General features: G+C 67.5%; 15 protein-coding genes. 12 read left to right on the forward strand and 3 right to left on the reverse strand.

The window, feature by feature from the left end:
- Positions 1-57 precede the first annotated feature (57 nt).
- The gene (locus ACFWAY_RS20065) at positions 58-540 is read left to right on the forward strand and encodes a sigma factor-like helix-turn-helix DNA-binding protein (protein ID WP_378511811.1); all 483 of its coding nucleotides are present in this window, start codon (positions 58-60) and stop codon (positions 538-540) included.
- 6 nt (positions 541-546) lie between these two features.
- Here ACFWAY_RS20065 and ACFWAY_RS20070 read toward each other — a convergent pair whose 3' ends face one another.
- Both ACFWAY_RS20070 and ACFWAY_RS20075 read right to left on the reverse strand, forming a co-directional pair.
- Positions 547-897: a VOC family protein gene (locus ACFWAY_RS20070; protein WP_378511812.1), complete on the reverse strand. Its 351-nt coding sequence runs from the start codon at positions 895-897 to the stop codon at positions 547-549.
- Between the two features lie 41 nt (positions 898-938).
- Entirely contained in the window at positions 939-1,502 is a 564-nt protein-coding gene (locus ACFWAY_RS20075; protein ID WP_378511813.1) for an SRPBCC family protein, read from the reverse strand.
- 213 nt (positions 1,503-1,715) lie between these two features.
- Here ACFWAY_RS20075 and ACFWAY_RS20080 point away from each other — a divergent pair, with 213 nt between their 5' ends.
- From ACFWAY_RS20080 to ACFWAY_RS20090, 3 genes are read left to right on the forward strand one after another with little or no spacing between them, the layout of a single operon-like run.
- A complete protein-coding gene (locus tag ACFWAY_RS20080; RefSeq protein WP_378511847.1) occupies positions 1,716-2,153 on the forward strand; it encodes a recombinase family protein in 438 nt (145 codons plus the stop codon).
- Positions 2,095-2,301, forward strand: coding sequence for a hypothetical protein (locus ACFWAY_RS20085; protein WP_378511849.1), 207 nt, complete (start codon positions 2,095-2,097; stop codon positions 2,299-2,301). The genes ACFWAY_RS20080 and ACFWAY_RS20085 overlap by 59 nt, the downstream gene beginning before the upstream one ends.
- A 3-nt stretch (positions 2,302-2,304) precedes the next feature.
- Positions 2,305-4,119: a zinc ribbon domain-containing protein gene (locus ACFWAY_RS20090; RefSeq protein ID WP_378511814.1), complete on the forward strand. Its 1,815-nt coding sequence runs from the start codon at positions 2,305-2,307 to the stop codon at positions 4,117-4,119.
- 23 nt (positions 4,120-4,142) lie between these two features.
- Here ACFWAY_RS20090 and ACFWAY_RS20095 read toward each other — a convergent pair whose 3' ends face one another.
- The gene (locus ACFWAY_RS20095; protein WP_378511815.1) at positions 4,143-4,760 is read right to left on the reverse strand and encodes a TetR/AcrR family transcriptional regulator; all 618 of its coding nucleotides are present in this window, start codon (positions 4,758-4,760) and stop codon (positions 4,143-4,145) included.
- Positions 4,761-4,885: 125 nt separating this feature from the next.
- On the opposite strand from ACFWAY_RS20095, the gene ACFWAY_RS20100 reads away from it, so the two are divergent.
- The 8 genes from ACFWAY_RS20100 to ACFWAY_RS20135 all read left to right on the forward strand — a co-directional run bounded on the left by ACFWAY_RS20100 (position 4,886) and on the right by ACFWAY_RS20135 (position 14,586).
- Positions 4,886-5,812 carry a diiron oxygenase gene (locus tag ACFWAY_RS20100; protein WP_378511816.1) on the forward strand — a complete coding sequence of 309 codons (927 nt, stop codon included), beginning with the start codon at positions 4,886-4,888 and terminating at the stop codon, positions 5,810-5,812.
- Complete coding sequence (locus ACFWAY_RS20105; RefSeq protein ID WP_378511817.1) at positions 5,809-7,620, forward strand: DUF4873 domain-containing protein; 1,812 nt, start codon at positions 5,809-5,811, stop codon at positions 7,618-7,620. The genes ACFWAY_RS20100 and ACFWAY_RS20105 overlap by 4 nt, the downstream gene beginning before the upstream one ends.
- Before the next feature lie 51 nt (positions 7,621-7,671).
- Complete coding sequence (locus ACFWAY_RS20110) at positions 7,672-8,814, forward strand: XdhC family protein (protein ID WP_378511818.1); 1,143 nt, start codon at positions 7,672-7,674, stop codon at positions 8,812-8,814.
- Between the two features lie 74 nt (positions 8,815-8,888).
- Positions 8,889-9,794 (forward strand): FAD binding domain-containing protein, encoded by a 906-nt coding sequence (locus tag ACFWAY_RS20115; protein WP_378511819.1) that lies wholly within the window; start codon positions 8,889-8,891, stop codon positions 9,792-9,794.
- 2 nt (positions 9,795-9,796) lie between these two features.
- Positions 9,797-10,381, forward strand: a complete 585-nt coding sequence (locus ACFWAY_RS20120) for a (2Fe-2S)-binding protein (RefSeq protein ID WP_378454569.1) — start codon at positions 9,797-9,799, stop codon at positions 10,379-10,381.
- Positions 10,378-12,780, forward strand: coding sequence for an aerobic carbon-monoxide dehydrogenase large subunit (locus tag ACFWAY_RS20125; RefSeq protein WP_378454570.1), 2,403 nt, complete (start codon positions 10,378-10,380; stop codon positions 12,778-12,780). The genes ACFWAY_RS20120 and ACFWAY_RS20125 overlap by 4 nt, the downstream gene beginning before the upstream one ends.
- Positions 12,781-12,808: 28 nt before the next feature.
- Positions 12,809-13,702, forward strand: a complete 894-nt coding sequence (locus tag ACFWAY_RS20130) for an XdhC family protein (protein ID WP_378511820.1) — start codon at positions 12,809-12,811, stop codon at positions 13,700-13,702.
- Positions 13,699-14,586, forward strand: coding sequence for an AAA family ATPase (locus tag ACFWAY_RS20135; RefSeq protein ID WP_378511821.1), 888 nt, complete (start codon positions 13,699-13,701; stop codon positions 14,584-14,586). Before ACFWAY_RS20130 ends, ACFWAY_RS20135 begins: the two co-directional genes overlap by 4 nt.
- Positions 14,587-14,590 lie beyond the last annotated feature (4 nt).

Consider the following 14,590-nt stretch of genomic DNA (forward strand, 5'->3'; position numbering starts at 1 on the left):
TACGGAAGCGCCGTGCCGGACGACCGGAGGCGGCGAGGTCGGGGGATCGAGGGTCACATGAGTGTGCTTGACGAGGAATTACATTCGGCAGCGACGGCTGCCGCGGCGGGGGATCGCAAGGCCGTCGATCGGGTGATGACGACGCTGTGGCCGCAGGTGGTGCGCTATTGCCGCACCCGTGTGGGGGATTCCACGCAGGTCACGCGTCCGGCGGACGAGGTGGCTCACGAAGCACTACTCGCGGTGGCGCGCGAACTTCCGGCTCTCGCGCGCAGTGATCATCCGATCCGCGAGGTGTATCGCGTCGTGAGCCGGACCGTTTCGGATGCGCACGGCGGCACGGCCGGAAGTCCCGACATTCCGGCGGAAGTGGCCGGGCTGCTGCACCATCTCGACGCCACCGCCCGGGAGATCGTCCTGCTGCGGGTCATCGACGGGCTGTCGGTGCACGACACCGCGGGCGTGCTCGGGCTCCAGGTGGGCCGGGTCCTCGTCGTGCAGCACGAGGCGCTGCGGACCCTGCGGGCCAGGGTGGCCTGATCGGCGTCAGCGCCGGCCGGACAGGACGCAGAACTCGTTGCCCTCGGGATCGGCGAGCACCACCCAACTCTGCTCGCCCTGACCGACATCCGCGTGCCGGGCACCGAGCCCGAGAAGCCGCGCGACCTCGGCCTGCTGATCGTCGGGCCGGAAGTCGAGATGCAGCCGGTTCGGTATCTGCTTCCGGTCCGGAACCGCCACGAACAGGATCTCCGGGTGACTGTCGGCCCGGGGCCGGATGTGGACGTCGCCGTCGGAGTCGGTCACGGAGCCCCAGCCCAGGGCCTCGGCCCACCAGCGTCCCAGGGCTGTCGGATCGAGAGCGTTGACCACCACGGCTTCCCATTGCAGTCCCATGCGTCAACGGTACGGGGAGCGGCGGACGCCCGTCTCCGATTTCACTGCAGCGTCGGATCGATCGGTTCGACGCCGAGGCGTTCGGAGTACTGCTCGTTGAGTTCGCGCCAGCCGTAGTTCATCGCCTCGGCGCCGACGATCGGTCCGATCGGATTGCCGTCGAGCAGGCTGTCGGCGACGTCCAGACACATGTGCCACCCGGCGGCCGTCATCGCCGCGGTTCGCTGGTCGTCGACCGTGTGGCGCAAGGTCAGTCGGGTGCCCGCATCGGTTTCCTCGATCGTCCAGAGCAGGACGTCGTCGCCCCACGCGTGTTCGAGGACGTGAGGTGATTCGGCCCGGGTCACGGTGCCGTCGAGTTCGGTGCGGTCCTGCCCGTCGACCATGATCAGGGTCGCGGGACCGACCGTTCCGAGGTTCCGGTCCGCGGTGTACGGCGCCCACTGCGGAAGTTCGCCGGGATCCGTGAGCGCGGTCCACAGCGCCGCCGGCGAGTGGGTGAAGTCGCGAACGAAGGTCAGAGCCCATCGGGTGCCGTCGGGTCGTGCTTCGACGTGCCGCAGTGGGCCGGGGCGGTAGTCGCGTCGTGCGTCTGATTCGGTCATGACGGGGTCTCCTTCGATTCGAGGTGCCGCTCGAGCGCATCGAGGTGATTCGCCCACAGTCGGCGGTAGGGCTGCAGCCACGCGTCGAACTCGTCGAACGGTTCGCGGTGCAGGCTCTCAACTGTTACCGCACTCCCTAAAACTTCCTAGTCCTTCCTCTCACTATTGGATCATGCGCATCGGCGAGGCGGCGAGGCGGTGGCATACCTGAACATGTCGGTGGTGGGGGTCCGGACGGCCGCGTCGGACGGCCGGTTTCCGTCTCGGCGTACAAGTTCCGATCAGCGAGTATTCGAGCGGGAGGATCTCGACATCTACCTGGGTCGACCTACACCGGAGAGCGTTCGGGCCGACAGGGCGGAAGCATTGTATGGCCGGGTGTCCGGCTCTACCGGTCAGGAATCCTCGCTTGCCAATCAAGAGAAGGTGCTTCGTGAGAGTGCCACCGGCACCGTGTACAGGGTCTACAAGGATCGTGGTTCCGGTCTGCGGGAGACCCGAGCGGGACTGAATCGGATGCTCGACGACACAGCCAAGGGCCGGTTCACGGTGGTGCGAGTGGTGTGGCGAGATCGGTTGGCGCGATTCTCCGGTGGCATGGATCGAACGTTACCTGTCGGTGGTCGGCGTTACGGTCGAGGTCCTGCGTGAACATGGGGACAAGGCGCTGGTAGAGGAGCTGATGGACGACTTCATGGCATTACTCGCCTCGTTTTCCGGCCGCTACTATCAATTGCGGCCGAAGCGGAATCAACGTCGACTTCGTCGGCGATGCGGCAGCACGGTTGGAGAGGACTAACTGATGGCCAACGCCGGATACACTGCGCTGCGGCAGTTCTCGTTCACCACCCGCCCCTACCTGGCGGTCGATGACATCACCGGTGAGCCGATCGGGCTCGACGACGTCGACACCCGGGTGGGGTGGTTGCTCGACCTGATCTCGGGCGCCGAAGCGCAGATGCTGGCGCGGCTGTGGCAACCGGCCACCTTCGATGTCCTGGCCGCCGGCGTGGACCGCCAGGGCCGCAAGCTCCCGATACAGGGTCATGTCGCTGCTGCGCGTCTGGGCTGGACCCCGCATTACCCGGACGGGGTCTACGTCCCGTCGCGTGTCACGCGGGTGGTGACCGCACAAGCGGTGGCGACGCTGCGGACCCTGGCATACCGAGACACCGCCATCGCGTCGCTGTCGGCCCGGTTCGACCCGGCCACCAGCCGCCTCGCCGCACCCACCACTGCGGCGGAGTACCTCCCGGCCGGATTCGCCCGAGGCGTGGTGCGGCAGCTCACCGCGCGCGCCCGCCGCGAGGGCGGGGCACTCGCCGGCCGGTTGCGGATCACCGACATGCAAGCACCACCGAAGACCTCGGCGATGGCTCGGCTGTCCGCAGCGGATCGACAACTCGCACACCTCACCGTCACAGACACCGTCATGACGTTGACGGTGAAACTCCCCACCACCGTCGCCCCGACGGGACGCGCGCAGTGGCGACGAGTCCGGTTGACCGCCGCGATCCCACCGCACCTGCACGGGCGGCCGATCAGCGAGTGGCATCTCCCGACCCTTCATCTCGACCACCGAGGTCTGCTGTTGCGGTGCGCGGCCACCGAGACGGTCCCCGCCGCTGATGTGACCTCGGGAACTTGCGCGGTGGGCGTGGACTGGTCCCCGGCCACTCTCGGCGCCGCCGCCATCACCACCGAAACCCCGGACGGGCTGGTGTCTGATTACCAGGGCTGGACCTACGACGATCGCGGCCTTGGGATCAAACTGGCGCGCCTGCAAACCGAGGGTCAACTGCTGCACCGCAAAGCTGCTCGCCTGCGCCGGCTCGCCGCGACCGCTCCCCCCGAGGTCCGAGCACAACTCGATGCGAAGATCGCCGTCCTCGATGCCCACCGCGAGGCGGTGGGCATCAAGCGGGGGAAGATCAACCGGGAAATGGCGTTTCACTTCAGCTCCCAGGTTACCGACTTCGCTGCCGCGGCGGGCGCGACGGTGATCGCGGTGGAAGACCTCACCACCCTCGAAACCCGCGGGCACGGGCGCGTCAACAACAATCGGGCCGCGCAATCGGCCCGCCGCCAAGCCGTCGACGCCCTCACGCACACCACCGCCGGTGTCGGTGCGGTGGTGGTGTCCGTACCGGCACGCGGATCCTCCGCGCAGTGTCCGGGCTGCAACGAACCACTCTCTCGCCCCGGCGGATACCACACCGCATGGTGTTCGGGGTGCAAAATTGGCGGAAACCGTGACCATGTGGCCGCCGTGAACCTGGCCAAACGAGCATTGCTGGGACGCGGAAAAGCCGTTCGGAAGCGCGGCCGGAATCCGCAGATCCGGGTGATCGAGCATGCGCCGGTGCGCCGATGCCGCGACAAGATGTGTCCCACTCCGAGCAGGCCGCGGCATCGCCGTGTCCGTCGCAGTGCTCCCGCCGCGACATCGTCGGTGGGGGTGAATCAGACAAAGACTGTTCCTGCACCACAAGCGTCGGTGTGGGACCCGGTAGAACTCGCAACACCGCAGGGTGTTACGGGTAGCCGTGAAGTACATACATCTCCAACGCCAGCCACGTCAGTGGTAGGAAGCATGAGATCTATGCAGACGCTGTAGATGCGCTGCCACGTATATACGCATCAAGGAATATGCACGCCCGGTTGCGGGATGAAGGCGATCGACAGCAGGGACCGGACGAACTCGCGCAGAGCCCGCTCGTCGGACGTGTCCACGATCCCCTCCGTGATGATGAGCGAGCCGATGATGCGGAACGCCCACTCGGAGATGGCGGTGGGGCTCACGCCCGACAGTTGGTCGGGAGAGAACAGCCGCTCGAAGTGGGGAGTGAGCAGTCGCGCCCCGAGTTCGATCATCGGCTTCGCCTCGAGTGTGAACCAGGGGAGCACCACGTCGGGGTCGTCGCGCAAACCCTTCTGCAGCAACCGGTGTCCGCGTGCGTACTGGACGGCGAACACGACGGCGTCGACGAATCGCACCTGGAGTTGGCTCTGCCGTCCCCGCAGCACCGGGTCGAGCACGACGAAGAACCGCGAGATCTCCCGCTGGAAGAGGGCCTCGAGAATGGCGGACTGATCGCCGACGTGTTTGTAGAGCGTGGGCCGGGACAGTCCCGCTCGCTCCGCGATGACCGCGTGAAGCCGGGTGCTGTAACCGAGTTCGATCAGGCATTCCTCGGCCGCGTCGAGGATCCGTTCCCGGAGTTCGCCGGGGGTCGGTGTCGTCGGCTGCGTCCTCACGGCCCTGATTGTGCTGTTCGGGTGGGGTGGGCGCAAACAGAAGCCACAAATGTGAACTCGAGTCACAGATAACCATTGACCTGCGTCACGGCCGGGTTTACGTTTTACCTATAAACGGCAACGAGATGGAATCGCGCTCGACGAAGGGATCAGCGATGTCTCAGCGTTCACACACGATCGATCGGGAGGAAGTCGCCGGGCGGCTCCTCGCAGGCTCCGTCAAGCGTTCGTACGCCCCCGTGGTCGATATCGACTGGGACGCGCCCCTCGAGGACGGCAAGTACTTCCTGCCGCCGCAGGTCCTGTCCCTGTGGGGAACCGAGATGTGGGACCGGATGAGCGAGGCACAGCGCATCGAGCTGTCCCGGCAGGAATCGGCGAACATCCTCAGCGTCGGAATCTGGTTCGAGAACATCCTCAACCAGGCGCTCCTGCGCGCGCTGCTACACAACGATCCGAGCTCGCTGCACACCCGGTACATGCTCACCGAGATGGGCGACGAGTGCAGGCACATGACGATGTTCGGGCGCGCCATCGAGCAGATGGGCGCCAAGCCCTTCCAGCTCCGGTGGTATCAGGCAGTCGTGGTCAACGTGCTGCCCAAGACATTTCGCGGAACCATGCTCTGGGTGGCCGCGCTGATCGGCGAGGAGATCTTCGACGCCACGCAGCGGCGCGTCCTCGAGGATCCGCAGTTGCAGCCGATGATTTCCCGGCTGATGCGGATCCACGTCACCGAGGAGTCCCGGCACATCCGATTCGCGCGCGAGGGGGTGCGTCGCCGCGTCGCGGAAGGCCACCGGATCGACCGGCTGTGGGTCGGAACGGCGCAGGGGATCGGCGGCCCGCTGTTCCAGCGGCTGTTCACCAACCCGGTCATGTACGAGCGGGCGGGTCTGGATCCGAAGGAGGCGCGTCGACAGGCGCTGGGAAATCCGAACTTTCGCGAGAATCAACGACGCGGGTTCGAGTCGCTGGCCGCGTTCCTCGAGGAGAACGGCCTGATGCGAGCGACGTCCCGCGCGCTGTGGCGGCGCGGGGGATTTCTGTGACACCCGGGATCACCGAGCCGGACGTCCTCGTCGTCGGAACCGGATTCGCCGGATTGTGCATGGCGATCAAGCTGAAGGAGGCGGGCGAGGAGAGCTTCGTCGTTCTCGAGAAGGCCGATCGGGTGGGTGGAACGTGGCGGGAGAACACGTATCCCGGATGTGGTTGCGACGTGATGTCGCTGATGTATTCGTTCTCCTTCGCGCCCAACCGGAAATGGACCCGGATGTACGCGCGGCAACCCGAGATTCTCGACTACATCGAACGGGTGGTCCGCGACTACGATCTGGCACCACACATCCGGTTCGGCGCCGAGGTGGTCTCCTACGAGTTCGACGAGACCACCGACCGGTGGCGGGTGGAGACCCGGTCGGGTTCCGTCTATCACCCCCGCATCGTCGTCGCCGGTCCGGGTCCGCTGCACAAACCCAGCGTCCCGGATTTTCCCGGCCGGGAGTCGTTCTCGGGTGTGGCATTCCATTCCGCCGAGTGGGATCACTCGGTCGACGTGACCGGTAAGCGGGTGGCGGTCGTCGGTACCGGAGCGAGTGCCGTGCAGTTCGTTCCGGAGGTCGCGAAGACGGCCGCGCACGTGGACGTATTCCAGCGGACTCCGCACTGGATCCTGCCGAAGCTGGACCGTCCGATCACGGCCGGTGAGAAGGCGGTGTTCAAGGCTGTTCCTGGAGTCCAGAAGGCTTACCGCGGTGCGATCTACTGGAGCCACGAATCGCTGATCGCCGGTTTCCTGCACCCGCGACTGATGACGGTGCTGGAGTCGGCTGCCCGGGGGCTGTTGCGGAGGCAGGTGCAGGACCCTGCGCTGCGTGCCACCCTGACCCCCGACTACACCATCGGGTGCAAGCGAATTCTGGTGTCCAGCAATTTCTACCCCGCACTGCAACGCGGCAACGTCGATCTGGTCACGTCGGGCATCTCGGAGTTCACCGAACGCGGGATCCGCACCGAGGACGGAAGGATGCACGAGGCGGACGTCATCGTCTACGGCACGGGATTCGCGGTCGGCGACCGATTCGAGAACGAGCACATCGTGGGCCGCCGCGGGCTGACGATCCAGCGGGCGTGGCGCGACGGGATGGAGGCGTACCTCGGTGTCGCGGTGTCGGGGTTCCCGAATTTCTTTCTCATGATGGGGCCGAATTCCGGGGGTGGCAATCAGTCGATCGTCTTCGTCATCGAGGCCCAGGCGCACTACATCACCCGATGCCTGGCGCTGATGAAGAAGCGCGACGCGACGCGGATCGAGGTGCGTGCGGGCGCGCAGCGCGAGTTCAACCGGGTGGTCCACCGCAAACTCGCGGGCTCGGTGTGGAATTCGGGCGGGTGCGACAGCTGGTACCTCGATTCGACCGGCCGCAATCGGGCGGCGTGGCCGGGTTCGAGCGCGTCCTACTGGCGGCGCATGCGCACCCCCGACGACCGGCACTTCGAGCTGAGTTCGCTCGCGGCGCGCGAGGACGACACGCAGTACCGGGGGCCCGGTGTGCTCACGTCCGGCGACCTGACGGTGGCCGTCGAGGTCTTCCTGAACGGTCACATCGAACCGCTGGACGGGCTCTACCACTGGTACGGCCGAGTCGTCGGCGACGGCGTCGACGCGGCGAAGCAACGCAAACGCACCCCGTTGTTCCTCACGATCGGGGACGGTCCCGAAGTGCCCGCGGCGCTGGCCGAGCGCGACCCGTGGGGCCACTTCCGGATCGCGGGGGTGGGGACGCCCCCGTTCCGGCTGGCGCCGGTCGAAGTCGAGGTTCCCGTCTCCCGGGCCAAACTCGCCTCGGCGGAATAGGCTTGGAGGCGAGCGTGTATCACACGTCGGACTCGAGCGGGAAGGGTGCTGATGCGCGACGTGCTGGCGGACCTGATGGCGGTGTGGACCGCGGGTGGAACGGCGGGCGTCGGGACGGTGGTCCGCACGTTCCGTTCCGCGCCGCGACCACCGGGGGCGTCGATGGTCGTGGCGCCCGACGGCAGCGCGTCCGGTTCGGTGTCCGGCGGGTGTGTCGAGGGGGCGGTCTACGAACTCGCGACCGAGGTCACGGCGTCCGGAACGCCGGTGCTGCAGCGGTACGGGATCAGCGACGAGAACGCGTTCGAGGTGGGTCTCACCTGCGGTGGAATCATCGACATCTTCGTCGAGCCCGTGTCGCGGGACAATTTTCCGGAGCTCGGTGAGATCACCCGGGACATCGAGAACCACCTGCCCGTCGCGGTGGCGACCGTCGTGGCGCATCCCGATGCGGCTCGGGTGGGGCGCCGGCTGGTCGTCCGGCCCGAGCACGTGAGCGGTTCGCTCGGCTCGGACCGGGCCGATTCCGCGGTCACCGACGACGCCCGGGGCCTCCTCGCGGCGGGCGGCAGCACAGTTCTGACGTACGGCACCGACGGTCAGCGTCGCGGCGAGGGCATGGAGGTGTTCGTCGCCAGTTACGCGCCGAGACCGCGCATGCTCGTGTTCGGGGCCATCGACTTCGCCGCCGCGGTGGCCCGGCAGGGTGCCTTCATGGGGTACCGGGTCACGGTCTGCGACGCCCGTCCGGTGTTCGCGACGCACGCGCGTTTCCCGACGGCCGACGAGGTGGTGGTGGACTGGCCGCACCGGTATCTCGCTGCCCAGGCCGAGGCCCAGGCCATCGACGGCCGGACCGTGATCTGCGTGCTCACCCACGACCCCAAGTTCGACGTCCCTCTCCTAGAGACGGCGCTGCGCCTCCCGGACGTCGCATTCATCGGTGCCATGGGATCACGCAGAACCGACCTGGACCGGCGCGAACGCCTGCGCGAGGCCGGTCTGACCGACACCGAACTCGACCGGCTGTCGAGCCCCATCGGCCTGGACATCGGCGCCCGGACACCCGAGGAGACGGCGGTGTCGATCGCCGCCGAGATCATCGCCCGCCGGTGGGGTGGCACGGGGCGTCCGCTGGCGGAGTCGAGTGGTCGGATCCACCATGAGGAACCCGTCGATTCCTGCGTCGAGTAGGGAGTTCACCGGGGTTGACGTGCAACAGGTTCTTGCGCAGGCTGGAAGGATCCACGTTTGTGAGGTAGGTCACAATGCAAGTACCAGGATCCTTCGAATACGAGCGTGCAACCGGCGTCGAGGACGCCATCGCCCTGCTCGACCGGCTGGGCGACGAAGCCCGCCTCGTCGCAGGCGGCCACAGCCTGCTCCCCATGATGAAACTTCGCCTCGCCAATCCCGAGTACCTCATCGACATCAACGACCTCGAGGGCGAACTCGGCTACATCACCACCGACCGGTCGAGACTGCGGATCGGTGCGATGACACGGCACCGCCGGCTGCTCGAATCGGACGAGCTCGCGGCGGCGTTCCCCCTCTTCCGCGACGCGGAGAAGGTGATCGCCGACCCGGTGGTCCGCAATCGCGGAACCATCGGCGGATCGCTGTGCCAGGCGGATCCGGCCGAGGACCTCACCACTGTCTGCTCTGTTCTCGACGCCACGTGCGTGGTGCGTGGGCCCGGCGGGCGCCGCGAGATCCCCATGTCCGAGTTCCTCGTCGGACCGTACGAGACGGCGCTCGCACACAACGAGATGCTCATCGAGATCGTGATACCGGTCCACGGCCACAGCTCCAGCGCGTACGCCAAGGTCGAACGGCGGACCGGGGATTGGGCGGTCACCGCGGCCGGAGCGGCCGTCACGGTGGAGGGCGGCGAGATCGCCCGGGCAGCGGTCGGCCTGACCGCGGTCAACCCGGATCCGTCCGGACTCTCGGATGTCGCCGACTACCTGACCGGACGTCCCCCGTCCGAGGAGGCGTTCGCCCAGGCCGGGCGGATGGCCGCGCAGGCCTGCGAGCCCGTCCGAGACGCACGCGGCACCGTCGAGTACAAACGCCACCTCGCATCCGAACTCACGATCCGCACACTCCGTACAGCGGTCGACCGGGTGCTCCGCAGCGACGTGGAGCACGAGCCGACCGGAGAAGAGGCATAGCCATGCAGGTGAACATGACCGTCAACGGTGAAGCAGTGAGCGCCGAGGTGGAACCGCGCATGCTGCTGGTCCATTTCCTCCGCGACCAGCTGGGCCTGACCGGGACCCACTGGGGCTGCGACACCAGCAACTGCGGTACGTGCGTCGTCACCGTGGACGGCGATCCGGTGAAGTCGTGCACGATGCTCGCCGCGATGGCGGGCGGGCACGACGTCCGCACGGTCGAGGGCCTCGAACACGACGGCGAACTCGATCCCGTCCAGCAGGGCTTCATGCAATGCCACGGACTGCAGTGCGGGTTCTGCACGCCCGGCATGATGATGACGGCGCGGGCACTGCTCGACCGGGAGGAGAGCCCGGACGAGGCCACCATCCGGGAAGCGATTTCCGGGCAGATCTGCCGCTGCACCGGGTACACCACGATCGTGCGCTCGATTCAGTGGGCGGCGGACCATCGGGCGGGCGAGGCCGCCGAGCCGGAACCGGCCGGCGACTTCGACGCGGAGGTCCAGGAGGACAAGACGCGGGGCGCCGAGGGCGCACCGATGACAGTCGAGGAACACGCGACCACGGGAAGTAAGTCATGACCACCGTCGAATCCCGTCCGCCGTCGGGCGGCGCCGACATCGTCGACAACGACAAGAAGCCCTGCGGCCACGGCCGCATGCTGCGCAAGGAGGATCCCCGCTTCATCCGGGGGCTCGGAAATTACGTCGACGACATCACCCTCCCCGGCATGCTGCACCTGGCGATCCTGCGGTCGCCGGTCGCGCACGCGCGGATCGTGAGCATCGATACCACTGCGGCACAGGAACACCCGAAGGTGACTGCGGTGGTGACGGGAGCCGACCTCGCCGCGAAGAACCTCGCGTGGATGCCGACGCTGTCCAACGACGTGCAGGCCGTGCTGGCCACCGACAAGGTGCGCTTCCAGGGCCAGGAGGTCGCGTTCGTCATCGCCGAGGACCGCTATTCGGCCCGCGACGCCCTGGAACTGATCGACGTCGAGTACGACATGCTCGATCCGGTCGTCGACGCGCGCGCCGCGCTCTCGCCGGATGCGCCGGTGATCCGGGACGACCTCGAGGGCAAGACGGACAATCACTGCTTCGACTGGGAGACAGGCGATGCCGCCGCGACCGAGGCCGTGTTCGCGAAGGCGGACGTGGTGGTGAAGCAGGAGATCGTCTACCCCAGGGTGCATCCGGCGCCGATGGAGACGTGCGGTGCGATCGCCGACGTCGACCGGGTGTCCGGCAAGCTCACCCTGTACTCCACGTCCCAGGCGCCGCACGCGCACCGGACGGTCTACGCCCTGGTCTCGGGGATCCCGGAGCACAAGATCCGGGTGGTGTCCCCGGACATCGGCGGGGGATTCGGCAACAAGGTCCCGATCTACCCGGGATACGTGTGTGCCATCGTGGCGTCGCTCGTGACGGGTAAACCGGTGAAGTGGATGGAGGATCGGAGCGAGAACCTGATGAGCACGGGCTTCGCCCGCGATTACATCATGGTCGGCGAGATCGCGGCGACCCGTGAGGGCAAGATGCTCGCGATCCGCACGAAGGTGCTGGCCGATCACGGTGCGTTCAACGGCACGGCGGCGCCCATCAAATACCCGGCCGGTTTCTTCGGCGTCTTCACCGGCAGTTACGACATCGAGGCCGCGCACTGCGCGATGACGGCCGTCTACACGAACAAGGCGCCCGGCGGGGTGGCGTACGCCTGCTCGTTCCGCATCACCGAGGCCGTGTATCTGGTCGAGCGGCTCGTCGACTGCCTGGCGTTCGATCTGAAGATGGATCCGGCGGAACTCCGGCTGAAGAATCTGCTGAGGCCGGAACAGTTCCCGTACACCAGCAAGACCGGATGGGTGTACGACTCGGGTGACTACGAGACCACCATGCGCAAGGCCATGGACATGATCCGCTACCAGCAGTTGCGGGAGGAGCAGAAGGAACGCCGCGAACGCGGCGAGCTGATGGGAATCGGCATGGCGTTCTTCACCGAAGCCGTCGGTGCCGGGCCCCGCAAGGACATGGACATCCTGGGACTGGGCATGGCCGACGGCTGCGAACTGCGCGTGCACCCGACGGGCAAGGCAGTCTTGCGATTGTCGGTGCAGACCCAGGGACAGGGTCACGAGACGACGTTCGCGCAGATCGTCGCGGAGGAGCTGGGGATCCCGCCGGACGACATCGACGTCGTGCACGGCGACACCGACAACACGCCGTTCGGGCTCGGCACGTACGGCAGCCGGTCGACGCCGGTGTCGGGGGCGGCCGCGGCACTGGTGGCCCGCAAGGTGCGGGACAAGGCGAAGATCATCGCCTCGGGCATGCTCGAGGCCTCGGTCGCGGATCTGGAATGGGAGAAGGGCGAATTCCATGTGAAGGGCGACCCGTCGGCGAAGGTGACCATCCAGGACATCGCGATGCGGGCACACGGCGCCGGCGACCTGCCGGAGGGCATCGAGGGCGGACTCGACGCGCAGATCTGTTACAACCCGGAGAATCTGACGTACCCCTACGGCGCGTACTTCTGCGTCGTCGACGTCGACCCCGGCACCGCCGTGGTGAAGGTGCGGCGGTTCCTCGCCGTCGACGACTGCGGCACGCGCATCAACCCGATGATCATCGAGGGGCAGGTTCACGGCGGCATCGTCGACGGCATCGGCATGGCGTTGATGCAGATCATCGAATTCGACGAGGACGGAAACTGCCTCGGCGGATCACTGATGGACTACCTGATCCCCACCGCGCTCGAGGTTCCCAAGCTCGAGACCGGCTTCACCGTCACCCCGTCGCCGCATCACCCGATCGGAGCGAAGGGCATCGGCGAGTCCGCGACGGTCGGATCGCCCGCGGCCGTGGTGAACGCGGTCGTGGATGCGCTCGCCCCGTTCGGTGTCCGGCACGCCGACATGCCGCTCACCCCGTCCCGGGTGTGGGAGGCCATGCAGGGCCGCGCGACACCCCCGATCTGAATGCCGCGCTCGGCTGCGAGGAGGCCCGATGGATCTGAAAGAGCGTGCGGCGCAACTGACGCGCGATCGCAGGCCATTCGTCCATGCGACCGTGGTTCGGGCGCAGCCGCCCACGTCCAGTCATACCGGTGACGAGGCGATCCTCCTGCAGGACGGGACGATCGAGGGGTTCGTCGGCGGTCAGTGCGCGCAGAATTCGGTGCGCACGGCCGCCCTGGGCGTGCTGGCGACCAACGAGAGCGTGCTGTTGCGGGTTCTCCCCGACGGGGCGGTGCAGTTCCCCGAGATGCCGGGCGCGTCCGTCGTGGTGAATCCGTGCCTGTCCGGCGGTGCCATGGAGATCTTCCTGGAGCCGCAACTGCCACCCCCCTTGGTGCGGATCTTCGGCACCACTCCGATCGCGCAGGCATTGGCGGGCATATCGGAACTGCTGGGATTCACCGTCGAGCACGACGACGCCGGGATCGAGCAGTTCTCCGGCACGACGGCCGTGGTGCTCGCCGGTCACGGTGGGCCCGAAGCCGTGGTCATCCGTGCGGCGCTCGACGCGGGGGTCGGGTACGTCGGGCTCGTCGCCAGCCGAACACGCGGTGGGGCCATCCTCGACACCCTCGGTCTGACCGAGTCCGAACGGGCGCGGGTGCACACCCCCGTCGGTCTCGACATCGGGGCGCGGACGTCGGCGGAGATCGCGGTGTCGATCGCGGCGGAGTTGGTGCAGGAACTGCGGACCGCGGGACTTCGCGCACCCGAGGGCGATTCGCGTCCGCGGGCGGCGGTGACAGAGGGGATCGATCCGGTGTGTGGGATGCGAGTCGTCGTGGGTCCGGGCACCGCCCACCTGCGGCGCGACGGTGAGGACTTCTGGTTCTGCGGGCCGGGTTGCCGGGCATCGTTCGCGCAGCAGACGGGAGCGGTATGACCGCGGCGTTCGAGGACGTGGCGGACGTGGTCCGGCGCTTCGATGCCGAGGACTACCTCCTGGACTTCGGAACCGCGTCGGCCCTGTATCTCGCGGCAGCCCTGCGCCGCCCGCTCCTGCTCGAAGGCGAACCCGGAGTCGGCAAGACCACCGCGGCGAAGGCTCTCGCGACCGTCCTCGGCGCCCCGCTGATCCGGTTGCAGTGCTACGAGGGTCTCACCGCGAACGAGGCCCTCTACGACTGGAACTACCAGCGGCAGTTGCTCACCATCCGGCTGGCCGAATCGCGGGGGGACGGCCTCACCGAGGACGACCTGTTCACCGAGGAATTCCTGCTGGAACGTCCGATCCTCCACTGCGTGCGATATCGGGGGCCGACCCCGCCCGTACTGCTGATCGACGAAATAGACCGAGCCGACGACGAGTTCGAGGCACTCCTCCTCGAATTCCTGGGGGAGGCATCGGTCACCGTCCCCGAACTGGGAACGTTCACGGCCGAACATCACCCCGTCGTCGTGCTGACGTCCAACCGGAGCCGCGACCTCCACGACGCGCTGCGCAGACGATGCCTCTACCACTGGATCGACTATCCGGAGCCGGCGCGGGCGGCCGCCATCGTGCGCCGCACGGTGCCCGCGGCTGCGGCGCCCCTCATCGAGCACGCGACCGGCTTCGTCGGCCGGGCCCGCGAACTCGATCTCGACAAGCCGCCCGGAATCGCCGAGACGATCGACTGGGTGTCCGCACTCGCGGCGCTGGGAGTGGCCGATCTGGTTCGCGACGACGCGATCCAGAGCCTGAGTGCCCTCGCGAAGACCCCGGACGACCGCACAATAGTTCAGGACGCATTCGCCGACTACGCGCACGGCCTGGCCACCGGATGAGAGG

The sequence above is a fragment of the Rhodococcus sp. NPDC059968 genome (assembly GCF_042738615.1).
Lineage (GTDB): Bacteria > Actinomycetota > Actinomycetes > Mycobacteriales > Mycobacteriaceae > Rhodococcus_F.

What these genes read in the sequence shown, in the direction of transcription:
- ACFWAY_RS20110 (WP_378511818.1), top strand. Translation starts at nt 7,672, where the DNA reads ATGCGCGACGTGCTGGCGGACCTGATGGCGGTGTGGACCGCGGGTGGA.
- ACFWAY_RS20100 (WP_378511816.1), top strand. Translation starts at nt 4,886, where the DNA reads ATGGAATCGCGCTCGACGAAGGGATCAGCGATGTCTCAGCGTTCACAC.
- ACFWAY_RS20090 (WP_378511814.1), top strand. Translation starts at nt 2,305, where the DNA reads ATGGCCAACGCCGGATACACTGCGCTGCGGCAGTTCTCGTTCACCACC.
- ACFWAY_RS20070 (WP_378511812.1), bottom strand. Translation starts at nt 897, where the DNA reads ATGGGACTGCAATGGGAAGCCGTGGTGGTCAACGCTCTCGATCCGACA.
- ACFWAY_RS20080 (WP_378511847.1), top strand. Translation starts at nt 1,716, where the DNA reads ATGTCGGTGGTGGGGGTCCGGACGGCCGCGTCGGACGGCCGGTTTCCG.
- ACFWAY_RS20135 (WP_378511821.1), top strand. Translation starts at nt 13,699, where the DNA reads ATGACCGCGGCGTTCGAGGACGTGGCGGACGTGGTCCGGCGCTTCGAT.
- ACFWAY_RS20120 (WP_378454569.1), top strand. Translation starts at nt 9,797, where the DNA reads ATGCAGGTGAACATGACCGTCAACGGTGAAGCAGTGAGCGCCGAGGTG.
- ACFWAY_RS20075 (WP_378511813.1), bottom strand. Translation starts at nt 1,502, where the DNA reads ATGACCGAATCAGACGCACGACGCGACTACCGCCCCGGCCCACTGCGG.
- ACFWAY_RS20125 (WP_378454570.1), top strand. Translation starts at nt 10,378, where the DNA reads ATGACCACCGTCGAATCCCGTCCGCCGTCGGGCGGCGCCGACATCGTC.
- ACFWAY_RS20130 (WP_378511820.1), top strand. Translation starts at nt 12,809, where the DNA reads ATGGATCTGAAAGAGCGTGCGGCGCAACTGACGCGCGATCGCAGGCCA.
- ACFWAY_RS20115 (WP_378511819.1), top strand. Translation starts at nt 8,889, where the DNA reads ATGCAAGTACCAGGATCCTTCGAATACGAGCGTGCAACCGGCGTCGAG.
- ACFWAY_RS20065 (WP_378511811.1), top strand. Translation starts at nt 58, where the DNA reads ATGAGTGTGCTTGACGAGGAATTACATTCGGCAGCGACGGCTGCCGCG.